The following is an 18,816-nucleotide window of genomic DNA, read 5'->3' as shown; positions in this document are numbered from 1 at the left end:
TCCGGTTCTGGCCTGCCCCCAAGGCTGGCGCGCCCGCGCCCGGAAAAAACAGGCGACAGGCACGCCGTCAACGGCGTCAAAAGATTGCCCTGCGGACGTTATTTATTGTTTCCAATTGAAGATAAAGACCTGCTCCATGTCCGGATGCAGGCTCAAATGCACAGGGCAGGTATGCGCCGCGCGTTCGATGCTTGCCTTCTGCTGTTCGGTATAGGGCCTGTCCGGCATGTTGAAAATCACTTCCAGCTTGCCGATCCGGCGCGGATCCGCGCTCATGGTCTTGGTGATCTCCATTTGCGCGCCCGTGACGTCCACGTTGTGCTTTTCGGCATAGAGCCCGATGATGGTCATGGCGCAGGCGCCCAGGGCCGCGGCGCAAAGATCCGTGGGCGAAAAGGCCTCGCCCTTGCCGTGATTGTCAGTCGGGGCGTCGGTGACGAGTTTGGAGCCGCTTTGATTGTGCACGGACTCCACGCGCAGATTGCCCGCATATGTGGCGCTGATGGTAGACATAATTTCTCCTTGAAGGTTACAGTGCCCTCAGTCAAAAAAGTGATCCGTCGAGAAGATATTGCCCGCGGCAGCCTGCTGAAGCATGCCGCCGCGCGCCTGGGGCCGGCAGGCACGGATCGGAATGCCCGCGGCCGCCAGAGCGGTTGCCGTTTTCAACAGCAAACCGCTCTAGCCGAAAACATGGTGCTCCCGTAAAATATTGCCGGCAATGCCCAGCAGGGTCAGGCCGCCGAGCAGCTCGGCCCAGCCGTTCAAGGCGCAAAGCCGGGCCAGGGTTTTCCCCAGAAATACGCCGCAGCCCGTGATTGCGGCGCAAATTATGCCGATCAGCGCCGCCGGCCCCCAAATGGCCTGCTGCAAGATGGCAAAGGAGAGCCCCACGGCCAGAGCGTCAATGCTCGTGGCCAGACTCAAGAGCCAAAGATTGCGGCCTGCGGTGGGATCCACCGCGGGGCAGGATGTTTCCCGCTTTTTCAGCGCGGCAACTGCCGAGCGCAGCATGGCGCCGCCGACCCAGGCCAGCAGGCCGAAAGCGATCCAGTGATCCCAGGCCTCCATGTAGCCGCGCACGGATTGCCCCAGATACCAGCCCAGAACCGGCATGGAAAACTGAAAAAAACCGAAGGCGACCGAAAGCCGAAGGTACTGCCGCGGCTGCGGCGAGCGCAGGGAGCAGCCCGAGGCCACGGCCACGGCAAAGGCGTCCATTGACAGGGCTATAGCCAGCAACACTACGGTATATAACGACATGCGCTTGTCCTTTGGGCAAAAAACCGGCTACTGACTATATGCAAAAGCCTGTGAATGGGCAAGGCCGCAAGCGAAAGACGGCAGGGCCGACGCATAAGATGCGGCAGCCCCGGCTTCCCGGCCCGCACACCTTGCAGTCGGCTCTGTCACAGGATACAAAGCGGCATGCAAGATCTTCCGCTTTGGCTTGACCTCTGGCGCTGGTGTCATGCCCTGCTGGGCGTCGGAACCTGCGCCGCGTCCACGCTGCCGCTGATTACGGCCCTGACGCTGCTGATCGGGCGGCGCGGGCAGGCCCGGCTCTGCGCATCCGGCGCCGCGCGGCTGGCCCGCCTGGGCTACGCTCTGGCCTGGCTGGGGCTGCCGGCAATGGGCGGCAGCTATCTGACGCTTCTGTACACGCTACGCGGCGTGAACACTGCCCCCATGCCCGTTTCGCCTCTGGCTCCCGCCATGCTGCCCATCACGCTGACCGCCCTTGTCTGGCTGGCAGGCCTTTTCTGCGCCTGGCTGCTCAAGCGCGCCTGCGCCCGCGCGCCCCTGCCGCCACTACGGCGAAACGCGGAGGAGGATCGCTACACCACGGCCGCTGTCAGGGACAGGTTGCAACTCAGCCTGCTGGCAGCAGGCTGCTTTTTTGCAAGTTATGTGACGCAGAACTGGCCCTTTGCCGGTCTGCCCGCGGGCCTGACCGCGCAGGCGGTTTTTTTCGCCGTCTTTTCCAATGCGCTGCACAATTATTTCATGGCCTTTGCGCCTGCCGGGGCCCTGGCGCTGTTTTTCCTGGCCGTTGCGCGGCCCTCCATGCCGGACGGCCCGAACGCGCAGGACGCGCAACGGGCGGCGCGCTGGTGCGCGCTTTGGGCCATGATCGGCTATATTCCTTTTTGCCTGGACCGCTGGGGTCTGGTCATCGGCTTTGCATTGCGCGGGAACGGCCTGCCGGGCTGGCTTGGGCCGCAGATCCCTCCCCTGGCGCTGCTCACCGCGGCAGTAGCCTGCTGGAGCACGCTCTTCGCCCTGCCCCGGCCCCTGCGCTGCAACACTCTCATATTCCTGGGCCTGTTCCTCCTGCTGGCGCGGGCGAGTTATCCTTTTATCCGAAATTTTGTGTTCCCCGGTTGACGGTATGCATGCTTCGCTTCCACTGCCCCTGATCCTTTTCTGCTGGACAACCTGCTGCCTGCTCTGGCCGCCTGCAAGCGCGCGCGGCATTGTGCCCGGCCCGCAGGCGGAAAACATTCCCGGCCTGCGGGAGGCGGCGATCTGGGGCCGCCTTGCCGCGGCATACGGCCCGGCCCGCGCCGAACCGGACAACGCCGCCGCACAACTGGCCTTTATCGCTGCCTTTCCCACCGATGCCGAGGCTTTTGCCGCTGTGCTGCGCCGTGAGCGGAGCGCGCCTGGCGCGGAGGGCGAAAGCGCGCTCCTGGATTGGCTTTTGGGCCTGTCCCAGGCGCAGGACCGTCCTGTGCGGCACAAGGCGCGCCGCTGCCTGCGCGCGCTGGAGCCCACCCGGCAAATCCGCGTTGCGGAAAAAATCTATGCGGCGGCCAACGCCTGGGGTTGTGAAGATCTGCTGGAATTGAGCCGTTCCCCTGATCCCGTCGTCAGCGTGGGCGCGCTGCTGCTGGCTCGCGATATGGCCTATGCGCCCAAGGCGGAGGCCGCGCTGCGCAGTCTGCGCCCCAACGACCCGACCGAGGCGCGCCTGCTCAAGCTGGCCGCGATCATCGCCTGGAACGGCGAAACGGCATTTCCGGATCTGAACAGGGAATTTGTGCGCGCCTTTCCCGGCACGCCCCGGGAGCTGACCCGCCTGCTCAACTGGGAGCGTGCGCTCTGCCGTTACGACGACAGTCTTGCGCTCACAGTCCTTCAGCGACTGGCCCGCGTCAACGCGCCCGACTATGCCCCGCAGGCCAGGGCCAAATGGCGGGCCGCGCAAGCCCCTGGGCGCGCGGAACCTGGGCTGCCGCTGCCTTTCTGCGCCCGCCGGATGGCCCAGGCCCTGAAAGCCCTCTTTGCCGACCCGGACCCGGACGTCCGCGCCACCGCCATGCTTTACGGAGCGCGCCTGACCAGCCCCGGCCCCTTGCGGGCCTGGCTGCTGCAGCACGCCGACCCCGCCGAACCGCCCTATGTCAAAACAATCAGGGCCTATTGCCTGGCCCGCTGGAGTCCGTCGGATCCGGGCCGCCAGCAACGCTTCCTGCAGCGCTTTTTCATCAACTGGGAAGCATTCCGGCAGGAGATCCTCTTTGAGGATTTTACAGCCCTGAGCACGCGCAACTCCTGCCTTGCCTGGGTTTGCCGCCTGAGCCTCAAGCCCTTGGCCGCGGGCGACACGCACGGCACTATTCTGCGCTGTGCCAGGGAAAACCTGCTGGCCGTGCATCATTCGCTGGCTCGCGAGCGCAGGCAACGCCCTTTGCCCGGCTATAAGAAACGGCTGGATCGCCAGATTCTCACGGCTCTTTCACGTTGGGAACATCAGCCAATCAAGAACCAAGGCACGCTCCGGAAGCGGCAAGCGGAATAGCGCGCCGGAGCGTCTTTGTAGAGCGTTTTGCTCATGAAAGTAGCGAGCGTTTCAAAAGCAATATGCTCCAGGTTCAGCGGTCCGTTTCAATCTGCTCAGCTCCGGGCAGTGCTTCATTTTTTCCGGATCATGCAATGCCTCTGGCAAAAATATTCATACCTGCGAGCCTTTCGCCGGATAAAAGAAACAGGATGCACTTGCTCTCTGAGCCTGCTGTTGTTATGCTGTATTTGTTATGCAATTCAATATACTCTAGCGAATGAATGCGTCATGGGCGCGCTTTACTGACTGCCGAAAGCCTGATGCAAAAAGGCTTGCGCCCACATTCAAGCGCAACGTGGGTAACTTCTCTCCCGGCTCGACCGCAGTGCGGTCGCTGCGCAACTCCACGAGGTCGTTTATGGTGCGTCTTCTCTTGTTTTTTTCTCTCTTTTTGCTTTGCTGTGCGGCCGAGGTTCCGGCTGAAAATCGCGCCTTCAGCAAATTCAGCGTGGATCTGCCCCAGGGCTGGACCGGCGAGGAGCAAACGGCCTTCAGCGTCGGGCGGGACGACGAATACATGCTGGTGCTGGGCAAGCGCGACGAAGCCGGTGAAAAATTCCTGGCCCAGGTAAGCATTTTTCTGCTGCCCAATCTCCCCAAAGACAGCGCGGAAAATTTTGCCAAAAAGATGGCGGACTTGCAGAGCGATGCTTCCGAACCCCGCAAGCAAGGCAATTTCTGGCGCTTTGCCGGGGAACCCCGCAGCCAATCCTTCAAGGCACGGGCCAACAATTATGTAACGGCCACGCCCGAACGGATTCTGATCATCATTGCGCAGGATCCGCACAATCTGGGCGCCGACAAAATCATTGCCAGCCTCAAAGGATTGCAGCCTGATGCCAGGGAGCTGCTCGGCAGGTAAACGCGGCCTGGAACGTCTTTGCCCTCAGGGCTGACGCATCCAGAGCGTTTTGCCAATGAAATCAGCAAAACGCTCTAACTGTGAACGGTGATACCGTGACCGGCTATTTTTCCTCATCGAAATCTTCATACTGGTCAGGGCTTTCTCCGTGCTTTTCTATGAGCAACGGGTAACGGCGACCAGTTTTCGCGGGCATATCTACATTTTCAACAGTGATTCGATGCCACCAGTCATCTCCAAAATCGAAGAGGTAGTAAAATACGTCGCCAGGCTTAAGCTCTAAGGATGCCAAAGAGGTCTTGGACGCGTTACGAAGCTTGTTTTTATCGGGGGATGGCAAATCATTGTCATCCATCGCTACGCCATAGCGCACGGCGTTCTCATCGTAAGGTTGATCCGCTCCAAAGGAGAATTCATACATATGGTTGTCATAGCGATCAAAGGCTTTGAAGAGTGCCTCGTGTAACTTATCAAGGGTATGTTTTGACCGCATATCAATGACGCGAACAATATAGTTATCTTCAAATTCATACCCCGCACCAGTAAGTAATTCGACGCGAAGGCGGATACAGGTATTGTTGGCAGAAGCTGATTTTTTGCTTATCATAGATGACCTTTTATTTATATGTCTAATGTGAACAGTACTGGGAGCATTTTCCCTTTGAAAATGCTCTCAACGCTCTACTGCGCATCGTGCCAGCCCAGGAAAAGCTTGTAGGCCGGATTATCCGACTCCTCCACATGCGGGTAGCCCATGCGCTCCACGCGCGCCAGAAAGTCTTCAAAAGCCTCGCGCTGGCCGTCCGGGACCTCGAAGCCCACCAACACCCTGCCAAAGTCCGCGCCGTGGTACCGGTATTGAAAAAGCGTGATGCTGAGATCCACGCGCATGGCATCCATGAAATCCAGAAGCGCGCCCGGCCGTTCCGGAAAGGTAAAGCGGATCAGCCGCTCGTTGCGGAGCTGCGGGGCATTGCCGCCGACAAGATGGCGCAGATGCGTCTTGGCCAGCTCGTTATCCGTGAGATCGCAGGCCCCAAGCCCGTGCGACTGCAACTCGGCCAGCACCTCGGCCACATCCTCGCGCCCGTTGATCTTGATGCCCACCAGCACCCTGGCCACTTCCGGGTCCGAAAAACGGGTGCAGAGCTCGGTGATGTTGCGCTTGCCGATGGCCGTGCAGAGCTGGCGGAAGCTGCCCACTTTTTCCGGTATGGTCACAGCCAGCAAAGCCTCGCGCTCCGCGCCGATTTCCGAGCGGTCCACCACATGGCTCAGGCGGTCGAAATTCATGTTCGCGCCGCTGACGATGGCCACCAGGGTGGCGTCGCGGATTCCCGTGGCCCCTCCGGCGGCCACATAGGCGCGCAACCCGGCCAGGGAGAGCGCCCCGGCGGGTTCGGCCACCACGCGGGTATCCTCGAAAATATCCTTGATGGCCCCGCAGATGGCGTCCGTGTCCACGGTGATGATATCATCCAGCAGATCGCGGCACAGCGCGAACGTTTCCTCGCCCACCACCTTCACGGCCACGCCGTCGGCGAACAGGCCCACGTCGCTCAATTCCACCGGATAGCCGGCCACAATCGAACGGCGCATGGCGTCGGAATCCACCGGCTCCACGCCAATGACCTGGATCTCCGGCCGCAGATGCTTGATGTAGGCGGCCACGCCCGCGGCCAGGCCGCCGCCGCCGATGGGCACAAAGACCGCGTGGATCTCGCCGGGATGCTGACGCAGAATCTCCATGCCGATGGTGCCCTGCCCGGCAATCACGTCCGGATCCTCAAAAGGCGGAATAAAAATGCAGCCGCTCTGCCGGATCAAATCCTGCGTGTGCAGCCAGGCGTCGCTGAAAGATTCGCCAAAAAGCACCACCTGCCCGCCCAGCCGCCGCACGGCGGCAATTTTGATGGCCGGGGTCGTCACCGGCATGACGATGGTGGCCTCGCAGCCCAGACGCCTGGCTGAGAGCGCGACCCCCTGGGCATGGTTGCCCGCTGAGGCCGCGATGACCCCACGGCGCAACTCATCGGGCGTCAGACGCGCCATTTTGTTGTACGCGCCGCGCAGCTTGAAGGAAAAAACCGGCTGCAAGTCCTCGCGCTTGAGCAACACTTTGTTGCCCAGACGCCGCGAAAGGCTCACGGCTTCGTCCAAAGGGGTTTCCACGGCCACGTCGTACACGCGGCTCAAGAGGATGCGCTTCAAATACTGGCTGTGCTCATGCATTCCTGCTGTCCTTGACTGGTAAAAGCCGCTCCCACGGCGCGCCCGGCCGAAAACGTAATTTTTCTGCTATATACCCGGAACGCGCGCCGCGCCTCCTTCATGCCTTGCCTCGCGGGATTCGGGGAGAAGAGGTTTTTTTCATATGCCTGATGCAGTCTTCTGGCAAGCATGGACGCAACCCGCTGAAAACGCTAAAATCTCCCCATGACTTCAGCAGGTCCGGATGGGAAATCGAAGCGCAAAGATACAGTGTTGAGCCCCACCTCTTCACTGTGGGACTAAACACCAGAGCAAGTGCAAAGTGAAAGTGCTTTAGTCGGACGGCGGCTGCGGAAAAAGGATTTGCAGATAGGCGACGAACAGGCCTTCAAGGTCCAGGGGCGGTTGGCTGCGGACAAGTTCCTTATGGATGACGCCGAAGAGCAGCGGCCCCACCAAAAGTTCAGGAAAGCGGGCCAGGGCGTCGCGCACGTTGGGCGCTTGCGCGGCAGGCAACAATTCCTCCTGCAGGCGGGCCCTGTACGGCGCAAGGAAGGCCTGGTAAAATCCTTCCATCAGATCGGGATCATGCAAGCCCTCACTGAAAGCCAGGCAGACGCTGCGCCGCAAGGGAGAGCAGGCGTCGGCCCCGGTCAGGGGCGCATACATCCGCAGCAGCTTCTGGCGCAGATCCAGGGACGTATCCCGCAGGATATGCTCATTGCGGCGGAGAAAAGGCACGAAGGCGGCTTCCAGCACGCCCTGGAACAGGGCTTTTTTATCGGAAAAATAAAGATAAATAGCCCCCTTGGAAACCCTGGCGCGCTGGGCGATATCCTCAACGCGGGCAGCCGCAAAGCCCTTGTTGCTGAATTCCTCCAGAGCCGCATCCAGAATTCTGGCCCGCCGCGCCTCATCTTTCTCTTGGCGGCATTGCGGAGATGACTTGGGCGTGCTTTCCGGCGGTTCCTTGGTGCTCATCAGATCCCCATCCACTTCAGGTTTCACAAAGCCTTGACGGGCCACCGCCTGAGCACTGCCGGCACGCTTCGCTCATCCCCGCCTGGCAGGGACCAGCCCGGATCTCTCCGGCGCTGCTTCTTTTGTGCCGATTCATCCCACGCGCGTGGGGAATACTAAAGTCGGGGGAGGATGTCAATTCAGGCATCCGGTGCATCCCCAGGCGCGTGGGGATGCACCGGACACCGCGCGCATGTCACATTTGGACCAAACCCAGCCCGCGCTGCCGGGCAGCAACTGGCGTCGGCATGCCCCTGCAAGGGCGCGTCCTTGCAGCAGCCGGATTCCTGAAGCCGGACTATCTGGCCACCAGCACCCAGGCCGGGCCCCTGGCGTCCAAATGGCTGGCCACATAATTGGCCCGCTCGTCCCCGCCGCAGAAAATGTCAACGCGTTTGCCCTTGATGGCCCCGCCCACGTCCTGCGCAAAACCGATGCCGCGCAGCGGCAGGCTGCCGTGCTTTTCGTCCGGCACATTGACTCCGTAGGCCAGCACCGCGCCCAGGGGAATGTACTTGCGATCCACGGCCAGGGAGAGCCAGCCGTCCACTTTGTGCCCCATGGCGCCAGTGGGACCGCGCCCGCCGAACCTGAAAAACACATAACTCGGATTTTCGTTGAGTATCTCGCGCACCCGCTCCGGATTATTTTTGAACCATTCCCGCTGCTCAAAGATGTCGCCGCGCCGCAGCAGGCCCTTTTCGCGCATGATCCGGCCCGAACTTTTGTATTTATGGCCGTTCTGCCCGGCGTAGTTGACATAGGCCTGGGTGCCGTCGTCAAAAATCAAACGGCCCGAACCCTGGATTTCAAGAAAGAAGACATCCACCGGGTCCGCGGCCCAGGCCAGTTCCAGGCCGCGATTGGCCAGCACCTGCTTTTCCTCGATGGTCCGCCGGTCATAATAGCGGCCGCGCCGGGCGCGCACCCGTTTCAGATCCGGCGGCAGGCCGTAAACGGCCTGCGTATAGCCCGGCTTGCGAGTGCGGCTCGCGCGGATCATGGGCTCATAGTAGCCCGAATAATTGATCCCGCCGGGCACCTCCACCCAGCGAAAATTGGTCAGAAAAAGCTGCGGCTCAGCGTCCAGCCGGGGCAAAAGCTCTTGCAGGCGGGTGAGCGTGCGGGCCATATCCCCCCAGGTCAGGGTCAGGCCCGGCCGTTTCACGGCCACGGCCTTTTGCGGCTTGCTGTTGACATAGCGCAAAGACTTGCGCACGGTAGGGGCCATGTCCTTCCAGGTGGTCAAATCCTGGTTGCGGGGAAGGAGGCGGCTGACGAAAAATTCAGGGCTTTCCATGCCCACGGCCGGGCCCGGCGGCAGCAGAGGTTCCGGCGTCGGGACTTTTTTGGCGCAGGCAAAAAGCCCGATGCTGGCCAGCAAAAGCAGGGCCAGGAGCGGGCGCAACCCGCCCTTGCGGTTTTCATGCAATGCTTGCGCGCTGTGGCGCGTGTCGAAAAAAGGAGCTTGCCCGTGCATGACGACTTTCCCACCCTTGATGTCTGGATGCCTCATCGCGTGTCCTACGGTGAAACGGACACTATGGGGGTCTTATATTATGCCGAATATCTGCATTTGTTTGAACGGGCGCGCAGCGCCTATATCCGCCATTGCGGCATGAGCTACGCGGAGGTGGAAAAAAAGGGCATTATCCTGCCCGTGCGCGAGGCCCAGTGCCGTTACCGCGCGCCCGCGCATTACGACGAGCTCGTGCAGGTGCGCGCGGGCATCAGCCAATGGAGCCGGGCCTCACTGCGTTTTGTATATGAGATATGGAACGAGGACAAGACGCGCCTTTTAGCCACGGGCATGACCCAGCACGCGCTGGTCAATTCCGAAGGGAAGCCCATGCCCGTGCCGGACTGGTTCAAAGAGCTCTGCAGCAAGGCGGCAGGCTAGAGCATTTTCACTTTGAAAATGCTCTGCTGACGCGAAAGCGGCAGCCGCCGCAACGCGGCGTACATTCAGGCGAAAACCGCGTTTTTCGCCTGAATGCCACCTTTGACTTTCATAAAAAGTCAAAGGTAATCTGCTCTAGTGCCAGCACGCCCTACTGCGAAATGCGACGGGCAAACTGCGGCGGCTCCGGGGGGACGCCCGCGTCGCCCCGCAGGTGGGCGTTAAGGCTGCACATCAGGGAAGCCAGATCGTCGAAATGCTCGTCCAGGCCGAAACCGCTCAACTGCCAGCAGCTGCGGCCGTGCACAGTTTTGTGCGTGCTGCGCAGGGTACGCTCGCGCATGCTCAGCGCAATGCGCCACGGCCCGTGGGGCGTATGCAGCAAGAACGCCTGACCTTGACCGGAGAGCGAAAAGCCGGGCGGGTTGCCCGCCAGGCGCAGCAAATCCTCAAGGCCCGCGCGGGCTATATAGAGATGTTCGCTCAAGGAAATATTTTTGTTGTCCTCGCGGAGTTGCTCCTCGGCGGCGCGAATGCGCGCGTAATAGTCGGCGCGGTCCTCGTCCAGCGTGGTGAGCCCGCGTTTCATCAAGCGAAAACAGAAAAAAAAGCCCGCCAGAATCGCCGCGCCCGCGGCCGCCCATTCCAGAATCATAACCAATGCCTCCAGGCAGTCGTGTCCAAGGTAGAATTTCAGGGCTGCGCCACAGATTGTCAAGCACTTTGCCGAGAATCCGCAACCCGCGCGCAGACGGCTCTGCCGCCGCCCAGGCGGCTCCCGGCAGCGCCTGAGTCAACTATCTTATATTTTTACCTATAATCGCCGGATGCGTCTGCCCTGCGGCGCGCGATCTGACCTCTTCCCTTTTTGCCGCCAAGCCTGTATCCTGATCAACAAGTAATGCGCGCGTGATCCGACCGGCTCTTCAAACCGGCGGCCGCGGCCTCTCCGCGCTTCTTCCCTGGTTCCGTTCACCCGGCTTGCGCTTGTTTCTGCGCCCGCCATATCGCTTACCGGGTGTGTTGACGCTTCGAGGATTTTTGACGCAGGCAAGGATACAACGCTTTTTATGCAAAAAATGGACTTTCCCGGTTCATAGCCGGAATAAAAAGCGACGTTCACGCAGGCCCGCGCCAGAAGACCGGAGCGGCAGCATGCCCGAAGGGAGAAAACCATGCCCACCCCTCTGGAAATGCAACGTACCTTCGCCCTTGTCGGCACCGGCGGCTGCGGGAAAACCTCGCTGGCTGAAATGCTGCTCTTCAACGCCGGGGCGATCACGCGCATGGGCGCCATCGAAGAAGGCACCACCAGCCTTGACTACGAGCCCGAAGAAGTGCGCCGGCGCGGCTCGGTGCAACCTGCCTGCGCTACCTATCTCTGGAACAAAAATCGTCATTTTCTCTTGGATATTCCGGGCGACGGCAACTTTACCGGCGACATGGAATGTCTGCTCAAAGGCGTGGACAGCGTGATTTTCGTGCTGGACGCCGTGGACGGCGTGCGGCCGCTGACCAAAAAATTCTGGAACCTGACGCGCGCGGAAAAGCTGCCGTCGATCATTGTGATCAACAAGCTGGATCGCGACCGGGCCGATTTTCATATGGCTTTCGACGGTCTGGCCGCCTTGGGCGTAAAGCCCGTGGCGCTGCAACTGCCGATCCGCAAGGGCGACGCCTTTGTGGGCGTGGTGGACGTGCTGGCGGGCAAGGCCAGGATCTTCGAGGCTGACGGCGCGACCAGCGAGGCGGAAATTCCGGCGGAACTGGCTGACGACGTGAGCCTGCTCCACGACGTGACCGTGGAAAATATCGCGGAAAGCGATGAAACCCTCATGGAAAAATACCTGGAGGAGGGCAGCCTTTCTCTACAGGAGCTTCAGTCCGGCCTGCGCGCGGGCGTGCTCCGCGGCGAGCTGACGCCGGTGCTGACCTGCGCCGCGCTGGAAAACAAGGGCGGCAAGGCAGTTCTGGACGCGGTGGAAGCTCTGCTGCCCTCCCCGCTGGACCGGCCGCCCTTTGCGGGCGCGTCGGGCGGAGAGCGCGCGCCTGACCCCGACGGGCCGGTGGCCTGCTTTGTATTCAAGACCCTGTCCGATCCTTTTGCCGGGCAACTTTCCATCCTGCGGGTGCTCTCCGGCACGGTCAACGGCGACGTCACGCTCAGGAACATGCGCAGCGAGGACAATGAACGCCTGGGCAGCCTGCTGTATCTGGTGGGGAAAAATCAGACCCCCTGCAAGGAACCGGCCGGCCCCGGCGCCCTGGTGGCAGTGGCCAAGCTCAAAAATACCCGCACCGGCGACACGCTCTGCGACGAAAAAGCCCCCTTTGTCCTGCCCATGCCCGATCTGCCGCCGCAACTGATCACCTATGCCCTGGCCCCCAGGGAAAAGGGCGAGGAAGACAAGGTTTACTCCGCCATCCAGCGCCTGCTGGATGAGGATATCACACTCAAGCTGGCCCGCGACGAAGAAAACGGCGACATCCTGCTCTCCGGCATGGGACAGTTGCATATTGAACTCTCGGTGGAAAAGGCCAGGCGCCGTTTCAAGATCGACATTGTGCTCAAAACCCCCAAAGTGCCCTACCGCGAGACCGTGCGCGGCAAGTGCCAGGTTCAGGGCCGCCACAAAAAGCAATCCGGCGGGCGCGGACAGTTCGGAGACTGCTGGATCGAAATGGAAGGGCTGCCGCGCGGTTCAGGCTATGTTTTTGAGGACGCCATCGTGGGCGGCGTGATCCCGCGGCAATATATCCCTGCCATTGACAAGGGCGTTCAGGAAGCGGCGGCGCGCGGCTTTCTGGCGGGCTGCCAGGTGGTGGATTTCCGGGTCAGAGTCTATGATGGCAGCTATCACACGGTGGACTCCTCGGAAATGGCTTTCAAGGTGGCCGGCTCTCTGGCTTTCAAAAAGGCCATGGAAAGTCTCAAGCCCGTGCTCCTGGAACCCATTGTGCTGCTGACCGTGTCCATACCGGATGAGAGCATGGGTGACGTCATCGGCGATCTTTCCTCGCGCCGGGGCAAGGTGCTGGGTTCGGATTCCCAGGGCGGCATCACGGAAATCAAGGCGCATGTGCCCATGAGCGAAGTGCTGCGCTACGCGCCGGATCTGCGTTCCATGACCGGCGGCCAGGGCTTTTTCACCATGGAATTCGCGCAATATGAGGAAGCGCCGCAACCGGTGGCCGAAAAAGTAATTGCCGAATATCAGAAGAGCAAAGCCGGAGAATAAGCGACGTGAGAGCATTGCAAATGTAAAGATGTAAAGATATAGTTAGAAGAAGTTACTAGAGCGGTTTGCTGTTGAAAACGGCAACCGCTCTGGCGGCCGCGGGAGCGGACGCCCGCGCCGGCGGTAGCCGTTAGCAAGCTTTGCTTGCTTATGGATAGCGACAGCGGTTGCGTTGGCTGACTGTCGCAGTAACCAGTTGCTGTCTTCATCCGTAGCTTCCTTCGTCGCAACGGCTGAAGCAATGAGCCTGAAAACCACGCTTTTCAGGCGCTTGTCCCGCTTGCGGGGAAATGATGGCAGCGCCGCTTTTGAAATTGAATAATTTCAAAAGCAAAATGCTCTAAGTAAGGAGTGTTACGCCTGTGCGGTGTGACACTCTTTATTTAGTTAATACTCTTAAAAAAATTTCTCCAAGACGGAGTTACGATAATGCCTGCCAATCCCGATTCCGCACCGGCGGAAGACAAGGCCACCCCCTTTAGCTTCCGGCGTATGGGCGGCCTGGATCAGGTACTTTTGCACACAGATGAAGAATGGCGCCATCTGGATAAGCTTGATCCCAAACTCTGGATGACCTTGAGCTGCCCCACGCAGGGCCTGGAATTCGATGCCCGCACCCTGGAGCTGCTCGACACGGATCAGGACGGCCGCATCCGCTCCGCCGACATCCTGGAGGCAGTGGCCTGGCTCTGCGAGCGGCTCAAGCATCCGGCCCGGCTCACGGAAGGCACCACGGGCCTGCCCCTAGACAACATTCAGGACGACAATGCCCAGGGCTCGGAGCTGCTGTCCGCGGCCCGCCTGGTGCTGAAAAAAAACCAAAACGCGGACGCCGCGCAAGTCACTCCCGATGAGGCGCAAAAGGCCGTGGCCGCGGCCGCGGAGTATGCCCTCAACGGCGACGGGGTGGTGCCTGCGGATTCCGTGGACGCCAAGGACGACGCGACAAAGCGTTTCATTCTGGCCGGCTTTTCCGTCATCGGCGCCATGCGCGACGACTCCGGGCGTCCGGGGCTGAACCAGGCTCTGGCGGACGCTTTTCTCGATCGGCTGCGCGCGGCGCGGGACTGGCGGCAAAGCGTGCGCCAGGCGGATCTGCCCCTGGGCAGCCAGACAGACGCGGCCTGGACCCTGCTGCAACGTCTGCGGCCCAAAATCGACGACTATTTCTACCGTTGCCGCATGGCAGCCTATGCCCCGCAGGCCCTGTCCGCGCTCAATGAGGACGCCATGCTCACCCCCCCGGACAACGGCGGGCAGATCCTTTTGTCTCTGGATGTTCTGGCCCGGCTGCCCCTGGCCCGCATCGCCCCGGATCAACCTCTGAGTCTCACCAGCGGGATCAATCCGGCCTGGGCCGAAGACCTGAAAAATTTCAGTCAGTTGTTCGCGCCCCTGCTCCGGCTGCATCCTGAGGAAAAAAGCGCGCCAAAGGGCGACGCCCCGGCCGCCGGGGATCAGGCGGGCGGCAGCCTGAGCGAGACTGTCTGGCGGGAGATCCTGGATCGTTTTGCGCCCTATGCCGCCCTGCTGGACCAAAAGCCCAGCTATGAGCGCCCCCCGGACAACGCCAAACAGACGGACTTTCCCGGCCTGCCGCCCCTGGTTCTGGCCCCGGAGGACGACGCGCTGCAACGCGCCTTTCTGCCGCCCTCGCCCGAAGACGCTCTGGACAAGATTTCCAGCGAAGAAATGGAAACATTGCTGAGCGAGGCGACACAAAAGGCGTTCGCGGCCTGTGTGCAGCGGGATCTGGCCGCCCCGCGCATGGCGGCGGTGCGCGATCTCGAAAAGCTGACCCTGTTCCACGTCCACTTGTATACCCTGCTCATGAACTTCGTTTCCTTCGCGGATTTCTACGATCCGGACAAACGGGCCATCTTTCTGGCCGGAACCCTGTATCTGGACAGCCGGGCCTGCTATTTATGCGTGCCGGTCAACGATCTGGCCGCGCATGTCCGTCTGGCGTCGCAAAGCCATCTCTGCCTGCTCTATTGCCAATGCACGCGCACGCTCGCCACCGGCGAACAACAAAGCATGACCATCGCCGCGGCTCTGACGGCCGGGAACACCGACGCCCTGCTGGAAGGCCGCCACGGCGTGTTTGTGGACAATGCCGAGCAGGACTGGGATACGACCCTGACCCGTCTGGTGCACAACCCCATCAGCCTGCGCCAGGCCATGTGGGCCCCGTACCTGCGTTTCGGCGCTATGGTGGCCGATCAGCTGCAAAAATTCGTGGCCTCCAAGGAAGACGCGATCAGCAAGGCCTCAAGCAAGGCCGTGAACGCCCTGGGCGCGGACATCAAAAAAGACGCCGCGGCCGCATCGGCCGGAACGCCGCCCAAGCTCAACTTTGATTTCGCCAAGGGCGCGGGCATCTTTGCGGCCTTCAGCGTGGGCATCAGCGTGCTCAGCGCGGCCTTTGCCTATATCGCCAATTCCCTGCTTTCCCTGGGCTGGTGGTGGCCCATGGCATTGGTGGCCCTGTTTCTCGGCATTTCCGGGCCGTCGGTGATCCTGGCCTGGTTCAAATTGCGCCGCCGCAGCCTAGGCCCCCTGCTGGACGCATCGGGCTGGGCCGTGAACAACGGCGCGCCCATCAATATCGCCATGGGCGCGACGCTGACCGCCGAGAGCAGTCTGCCTCCGGGCGCGCTGCGCTCTCTGGACGATCCGTACAGCCTTCCGGCCCAGTTGCGTCGCAAGAAGCGCAGCTGGCGGCTCCCGGCCCTTCTGCTGGCAGTCGTGCTTCTGCTTTCCGGCGCGTTTTTCCTCTGGCTGCACTTTGGAACGCCGCCGGGCTGGCTCGCGTCCTGGCTGCCGTCCTTCAAATAGAGCATATTTCTTTTGAAACGCTCGCTCCGGCGGATTCACGGGCCTATGCGCACTACGTTCCCGCGCAACGCGGAAATATTCATCCTGGGCGCAGCCGTGCCCGCTCTGCCTGAAGCGGAGCTGCGCGCGTTCTGCCATGCCCGCGAAACAGCGCTGGCCCCCTGGCTGGGGGAAGAACAGACAGATCATATCCGGCGCTTCGCACTGAGCGGCGCGGCTCTGGCCGCGCGCGCATCCCGTGTGCTGGCCCGCGGCCTGCTGCTGCGCGGCCTGAGCCTGGCGGCGGCACAAACAAGATCTTTCCGTTCCGAGGGTGTACGCCTTCAGGCAGACAGTGCGGGCCGCCCCGTGTTGCCGGGCTGGGCCGTGAGCTTCAGCCACAGCGGCAGGGCGGCCTTCTGCGCCCTGCGGCCCGGCCCGGCGGCCAACGGCGGCCCGTCCGGAGGGCCGCCGCACCCTGCGCATCCTGCCCTGGGGCTGGACGCCGAGGCCCTGGACAGCCCGCCGCCCTGCGGCCGGGCCTTTGCGAGCGGCGAAATCCCGCCCGCTCTCTCCGCAACGGGGCAATGCCGCGAAGCCCTGCGGCGCTGGACCATCAAGGAGGCGCTGCTCAAAGCCCTGGGCACAGGCCTTGCGCGGGATGCCGCGCGGATCTTCGGGGGCCGTTGCGGCGGACGCGCAGGCCACGCGGCGCTGGACGGCCATTGCCTGCGCTGGTTCCTCCTGCCGTGCCCCGGCCACTGGCTTTGCCTGGCAACCTCCGCTGCCGTCTCTTCTCCCACGTTCCGTTTTTTCTGGCAGACCCGCGTCTGACGCGCGTTTTTGGGCCACTGCCGCAACGGCAAATGCGGCGTCGGCCCTGTATGCGCCCCACGCTTGCCAGACGCGGCCATTTGCGGCAAGCTGCCCGACATGCCCCGTTTTCATCTTGTTTCGCTTTTTCCCGAATTTTTTGCTTCGCCGCTTTCCACGGCGCTCATGGGCCGCGCGCGAGAAAACGGGCTTGTGACGTTCAGCTTTCACGATCCCCGGGACTTCAGCCGCGACAAACACCGCCATGTGGACGATCGCCCCTATGGCGGCGGTCCGGGCATGGTTATGCAGGCGGAGCCTCTGGCCCGTGCCTTGCGCTCCATTGCGCGGCCCGGCCGCATGCTGCTCATGGCTCCGGGCGGCCGCCCTCTGACCCAGACCCTGGCCCGCGAGCTGGCCGGCGAGGAGGCTCTGACCCTGATCTGCGGCCGCTACGAAGGGCTGGACGCGCGCCTGAACCGGCTTTTTCCGTTGGAGCCGGTCAGCGTGGGCGAGGCAGTGCTCAACGGCGGCGAAACAGCGGCCCTGGCGGTCATCGAAGCTGTGGCCCGGCTTGCTCCCGGCTTTATGGGCAAGGAGGCATCCGGCGAGGAGGAGAGTTTTTCGCGCGGCCTGCTCGAATACCCGCACTACACCCGGCCTGAAGAACTGGAAGGCCTGCCCGTGCCCGAAGTTCTACTGAGCGGGGATCATGCCCGCATTGCGCGCTGGCGGCGTCAGGCCTCCCTGGCGGCCACGCTGGCCGCGCGCCCGGATCTGCTGGATCAGGCTCCCCTGGATCGCGAAGACGCTCTGGCCCTGGCCGCCATGCCGCGCCAACGGCCGGGCCGCAGCCTTTCCTTCTGCCTGCTGCACTATCCGGTTCTGCTCGGAGAAAAAAATTCCGGCGCTTCTTCTTTGACAAATCTGGATATTCACGATATAGCCCGGATTTCCCGCAGCTATGGCATGGGGCCTTTCTATGCGGTCACGCCGTTGAAGGATCAATTGCGGGTGCTGGAAAAAATTTTGCGGCATTGGACGCAAAGTGCCCAGGGCCCGGGCGGCCACGGCAACCCGGATCGCGCCCAGGCTCTGGAACTGGTGCGCCCGGCCGTTTCGCTGGACGAAGCCGTTGAAGACCTGACCGCATATTGCGGTGCGCGGCCCAGGCTGGTGGCCAGCTCCGCAGTCTGGCCCGCGCAAAAAAACGCGCCCGCCCCCCTGACGCCTTGCCGGGTGCGGGACTGGTGCCGCGAAGGTCCGGTCCTGCTTTGCCTGGGCACGGCGCACGGACTGGCCCCGGAAGTGCTTGCGCGTTGCGACGGCATGCTCAGGCCGCTGCGCTTTTTGAGCTACAACCACCTTTCGGTGCGCAGCGCGGCAGCCATCCTGGCTGACAGAATTTTAGGCGACTATTACTGATTGCATCATTGCGGCCACGCCGCTTCGCAACGACGCAACAATCCGCCCCTCGGGTTTGCAAGGAGTTCACGATGGACATCATCAGAAAAATTGAACAGGAAAACATGCGCATGGATATGCCCGCGTTCCGCTCCGGGGACACGGTCAAAGTGCATCTGCGCATTGTGGAAGGCGAAAAAGAACGCATCCAGGTCTTCCAGGGCAATGTGATCCGCATCAAACGCGGCACCACCAACGCCACCTTTACGGTGCGCAAGGTTTCCGACGGCGTGGGCGTGGAGCGCATTTTCCCTCTGAATTCGCCCTTCATCGATCATGTGGAACTGGTCACCCAGGGTCGCGTGCGCCGCAGCCGCCTCTATTATCTGCGGGCTCTCAAGGGCAAGGCGGCGCGCATCAAGCCGCGCGGCCGCTTCTGAGTGGAAGCGGGGCTTTTTGCCGCTGACTGCATGCACTCCAGGCGCTTTCTCCGCATGGAAAAGTTTTGCTCTTGCAGCAAGAGAAGCACGCCGCTTACGAAAAGAATGCGCTCCGGCCTCGACCGCTGGCGGCAGAGCCGCCTTATGGAGGATGGCAGCAGAGTCATGGCGCGTTCCTTTCGCAAAAAGCCCGGCTTGACAAAGCTGCAAAGCAAAAGAGCCTATACAGAGACAGCCCTTGGCGGCGCGCCCCGGTGGGATTT

16 protein-coding genes are annotated in these 18,816 nt (G+C 61.9%); 9 read left to right on the top strand and 7 right to left on the bottom strand.

The window, feature by feature from the left end; all coding sequences use genetic code 11:
- Positions 1-102 precede the first annotated feature (102 nt).
- Both G7Y51_RS03060 and G7Y51_RS03055 read right to left on the bottom strand, forming a co-directional pair.
- A complete protein-coding gene (locus tag G7Y51_RS03060; protein WP_165174917.1) occupies positions 103-513 on the bottom strand; it encodes an OsmC family protein in 411 nt (136 codons plus the stop codon).
- 168 nt (positions 514-681) lie between these two features.
- Positions 682-1,263, bottom strand: a complete 582-nt coding sequence (locus tag G7Y51_RS03055) for a manganese efflux pump MntP family protein (RefSeq protein ID WP_165174916.1) — start codon at positions 1,261-1,263, stop codon at positions 682-684.
- A 165-nt stretch (positions 1,264-1,428) separates the two neighbouring features.
- On the opposite strand from G7Y51_RS03055, the gene G7Y51_RS03050 reads away from it, so the two are divergent.
- The 3 genes from G7Y51_RS03050 to G7Y51_RS03040 all read left to right on the top strand — a co-directional run bounded on the left by G7Y51_RS03050 (position 1,429) and on the right by G7Y51_RS03040 (position 4,709).
- Positions 1,429-2,388, top strand: coding sequence for a spidroin-2 (locus tag G7Y51_RS03050; protein WP_165174915.1), 960 nt, complete (start codon positions 1,429-1,431; stop codon positions 2,386-2,388).
- Between the two features lie 4 nt (positions 2,389-2,392).
- Positions 2,393-3,805 (top strand): hypothetical protein, encoded by a 1,413-nt coding sequence (locus G7Y51_RS03045; protein ID WP_165174914.1) that lies wholly within the window; start codon positions 2,393-2,395, stop codon positions 3,803-3,805.
- A gap of 400 nt (positions 3,806-4,205) precedes the next feature.
- Positions 4,206-4,709: a protoporphyrinogen oxidase gene (locus tag G7Y51_RS03040; protein ID WP_165174913.1), complete on the top strand. Its 504-nt coding sequence runs from the start codon at positions 4,206-4,208 to the stop codon at positions 4,707-4,709.
- A 103-nt stretch (positions 4,710-4,812) separates the two neighbouring features.
- On the opposite strand, the gene G7Y51_RS03035 is transcribed toward G7Y51_RS03040, so the two are convergent.
- The 4 genes from G7Y51_RS03035 to G7Y51_RS03020 all read right to left on the bottom strand — a co-directional run bounded on the left by G7Y51_RS03035 (position 4,813) and on the right by G7Y51_RS03020 (position 9,420).
- The gene (locus G7Y51_RS03035) at positions 4,813-5,316 is read right to left on the bottom strand and encodes a plasmid pRiA4b ORF-3 family protein (protein WP_165174912.1); all 504 of its coding nucleotides are present in this window, start codon (positions 5,314-5,316) and stop codon (positions 4,813-4,815) included.
- A 74-nt stretch (positions 5,317-5,390) separates the two neighbouring features.
- Positions 5,391-6,941 carry a threonine ammonia-lyase, biosynthetic gene (gene ilvA, locus G7Y51_RS03030; RefSeq protein ID WP_165174911.1) on the bottom strand — a complete coding sequence of 517 codons (1,551 nt, stop codon included), beginning with the start codon at positions 6,939-6,941 and terminating at the stop codon, positions 5,391-5,393.
- Positions 6,942-7,253: 312 nt separating this feature from the next.
- Positions 7,254-7,901 (bottom strand): TetR/AcrR family transcriptional regulator, encoded by a 648-nt coding sequence (locus G7Y51_RS03025; RefSeq protein ID WP_165174931.1) that lies wholly within the window; start codon positions 7,899-7,901, stop codon positions 7,254-7,256.
- A 337-nt stretch (positions 7,902-8,238) separates the two neighbouring features.
- The gene (locus G7Y51_RS03020; protein ID WP_241160109.1) at positions 8,239-9,420 is read right to left on the bottom strand and encodes an MltA domain-containing protein; all 1,182 of its coding nucleotides are present in this window, start codon (positions 9,418-9,420) and stop codon (positions 8,239-8,241) included.
- A 27-nt stretch (positions 9,421-9,447) separates the two neighbouring features.
- Here G7Y51_RS03020 and G7Y51_RS03015 point away from each other — a divergent pair, with 27 nt between their 5' ends.
- Entirely contained in the window at positions 9,448-9,840 is a 393-nt protein-coding gene (locus G7Y51_RS03015; protein WP_241160112.1) for a thioesterase family protein, read from the top strand.
- A gap of 151 nt (positions 9,841-9,991) precedes the next feature.
- Here G7Y51_RS03015 and G7Y51_RS03010 read toward each other — a convergent pair whose 3' ends face one another.
- The gene (locus G7Y51_RS03010; RefSeq protein ID WP_165174908.1) at positions 9,992-10,495 is read right to left on the bottom strand and encodes a translation initiation factor IF-2; all 504 of its coding nucleotides are present in this window, start codon (positions 10,493-10,495) and stop codon (positions 9,992-9,994) included.
- A gap of 520 nt (positions 10,496-11,015) precedes the next feature.
- Between G7Y51_RS03010 and G7Y51_RS03005 the strand changes: the two genes are divergently transcribed.
- The 5 genes from G7Y51_RS03005 (at position 11,016) to rplS (ending at position 18,553) form a co-directional block, all read left to right on the top strand.
- Complete coding sequence (locus G7Y51_RS03005; protein WP_165174907.1) at positions 11,016-13,079, top strand: elongation factor G; 2,064 nt, start codon at positions 11,016-11,018, stop codon at positions 13,077-13,079.
- A 429-nt stretch (positions 13,080-13,508) separates the two neighbouring features.
- Positions 13,509-15,917, top strand: coding sequence for an ABC transporter permease (locus G7Y51_RS03000; RefSeq protein WP_241160108.1), 2,409 nt, complete (start codon positions 13,509-13,511; stop codon positions 15,915-15,917).
- Between the two features lie 45 nt (positions 15,918-15,962).
- A complete protein-coding gene (locus tag G7Y51_RS13530; RefSeq protein WP_206214234.1) occupies positions 15,963-16,730 on the top strand; it encodes a 4'-phosphopantetheinyl transferase superfamily protein in 768 nt (255 codons plus the stop codon).
- A gap of 99 nt (positions 16,731-16,829) precedes the next feature.
- Positions 16,830-18,134: a tRNA (guanosine(37)-N1)-methyltransferase TrmD gene (gene trmD, locus G7Y51_RS02990; RefSeq protein ID WP_165174906.1), complete on the top strand. Its 1,305-nt coding sequence runs from the start codon at positions 16,830-16,832 to the stop codon at positions 18,132-18,134.
- A 71-nt stretch (positions 18,135-18,205) separates the two neighbouring features.
- Complete coding sequence (rplS, locus tag G7Y51_RS02985; RefSeq protein ID WP_165069331.1) at positions 18,206-18,553, top strand: 50S ribosomal protein L19; 348 nt, start codon at positions 18,206-18,208, stop codon at positions 18,551-18,553.
- Positions 18,554-18,816: the final 263 nt, after the last annotated feature.

Source organism: Desulfovibrio sp. ZJ369 (assembly GCF_011039085.1).
Classification (GTDB): Bacteria; Desulfobacterota; Desulfovibrionia; order Desulfovibrionales; family Desulfovibrionaceae; genus Desulfovibrio.
This window is presented reverse-complemented; position numbering and strand designations above follow the sequence as displayed.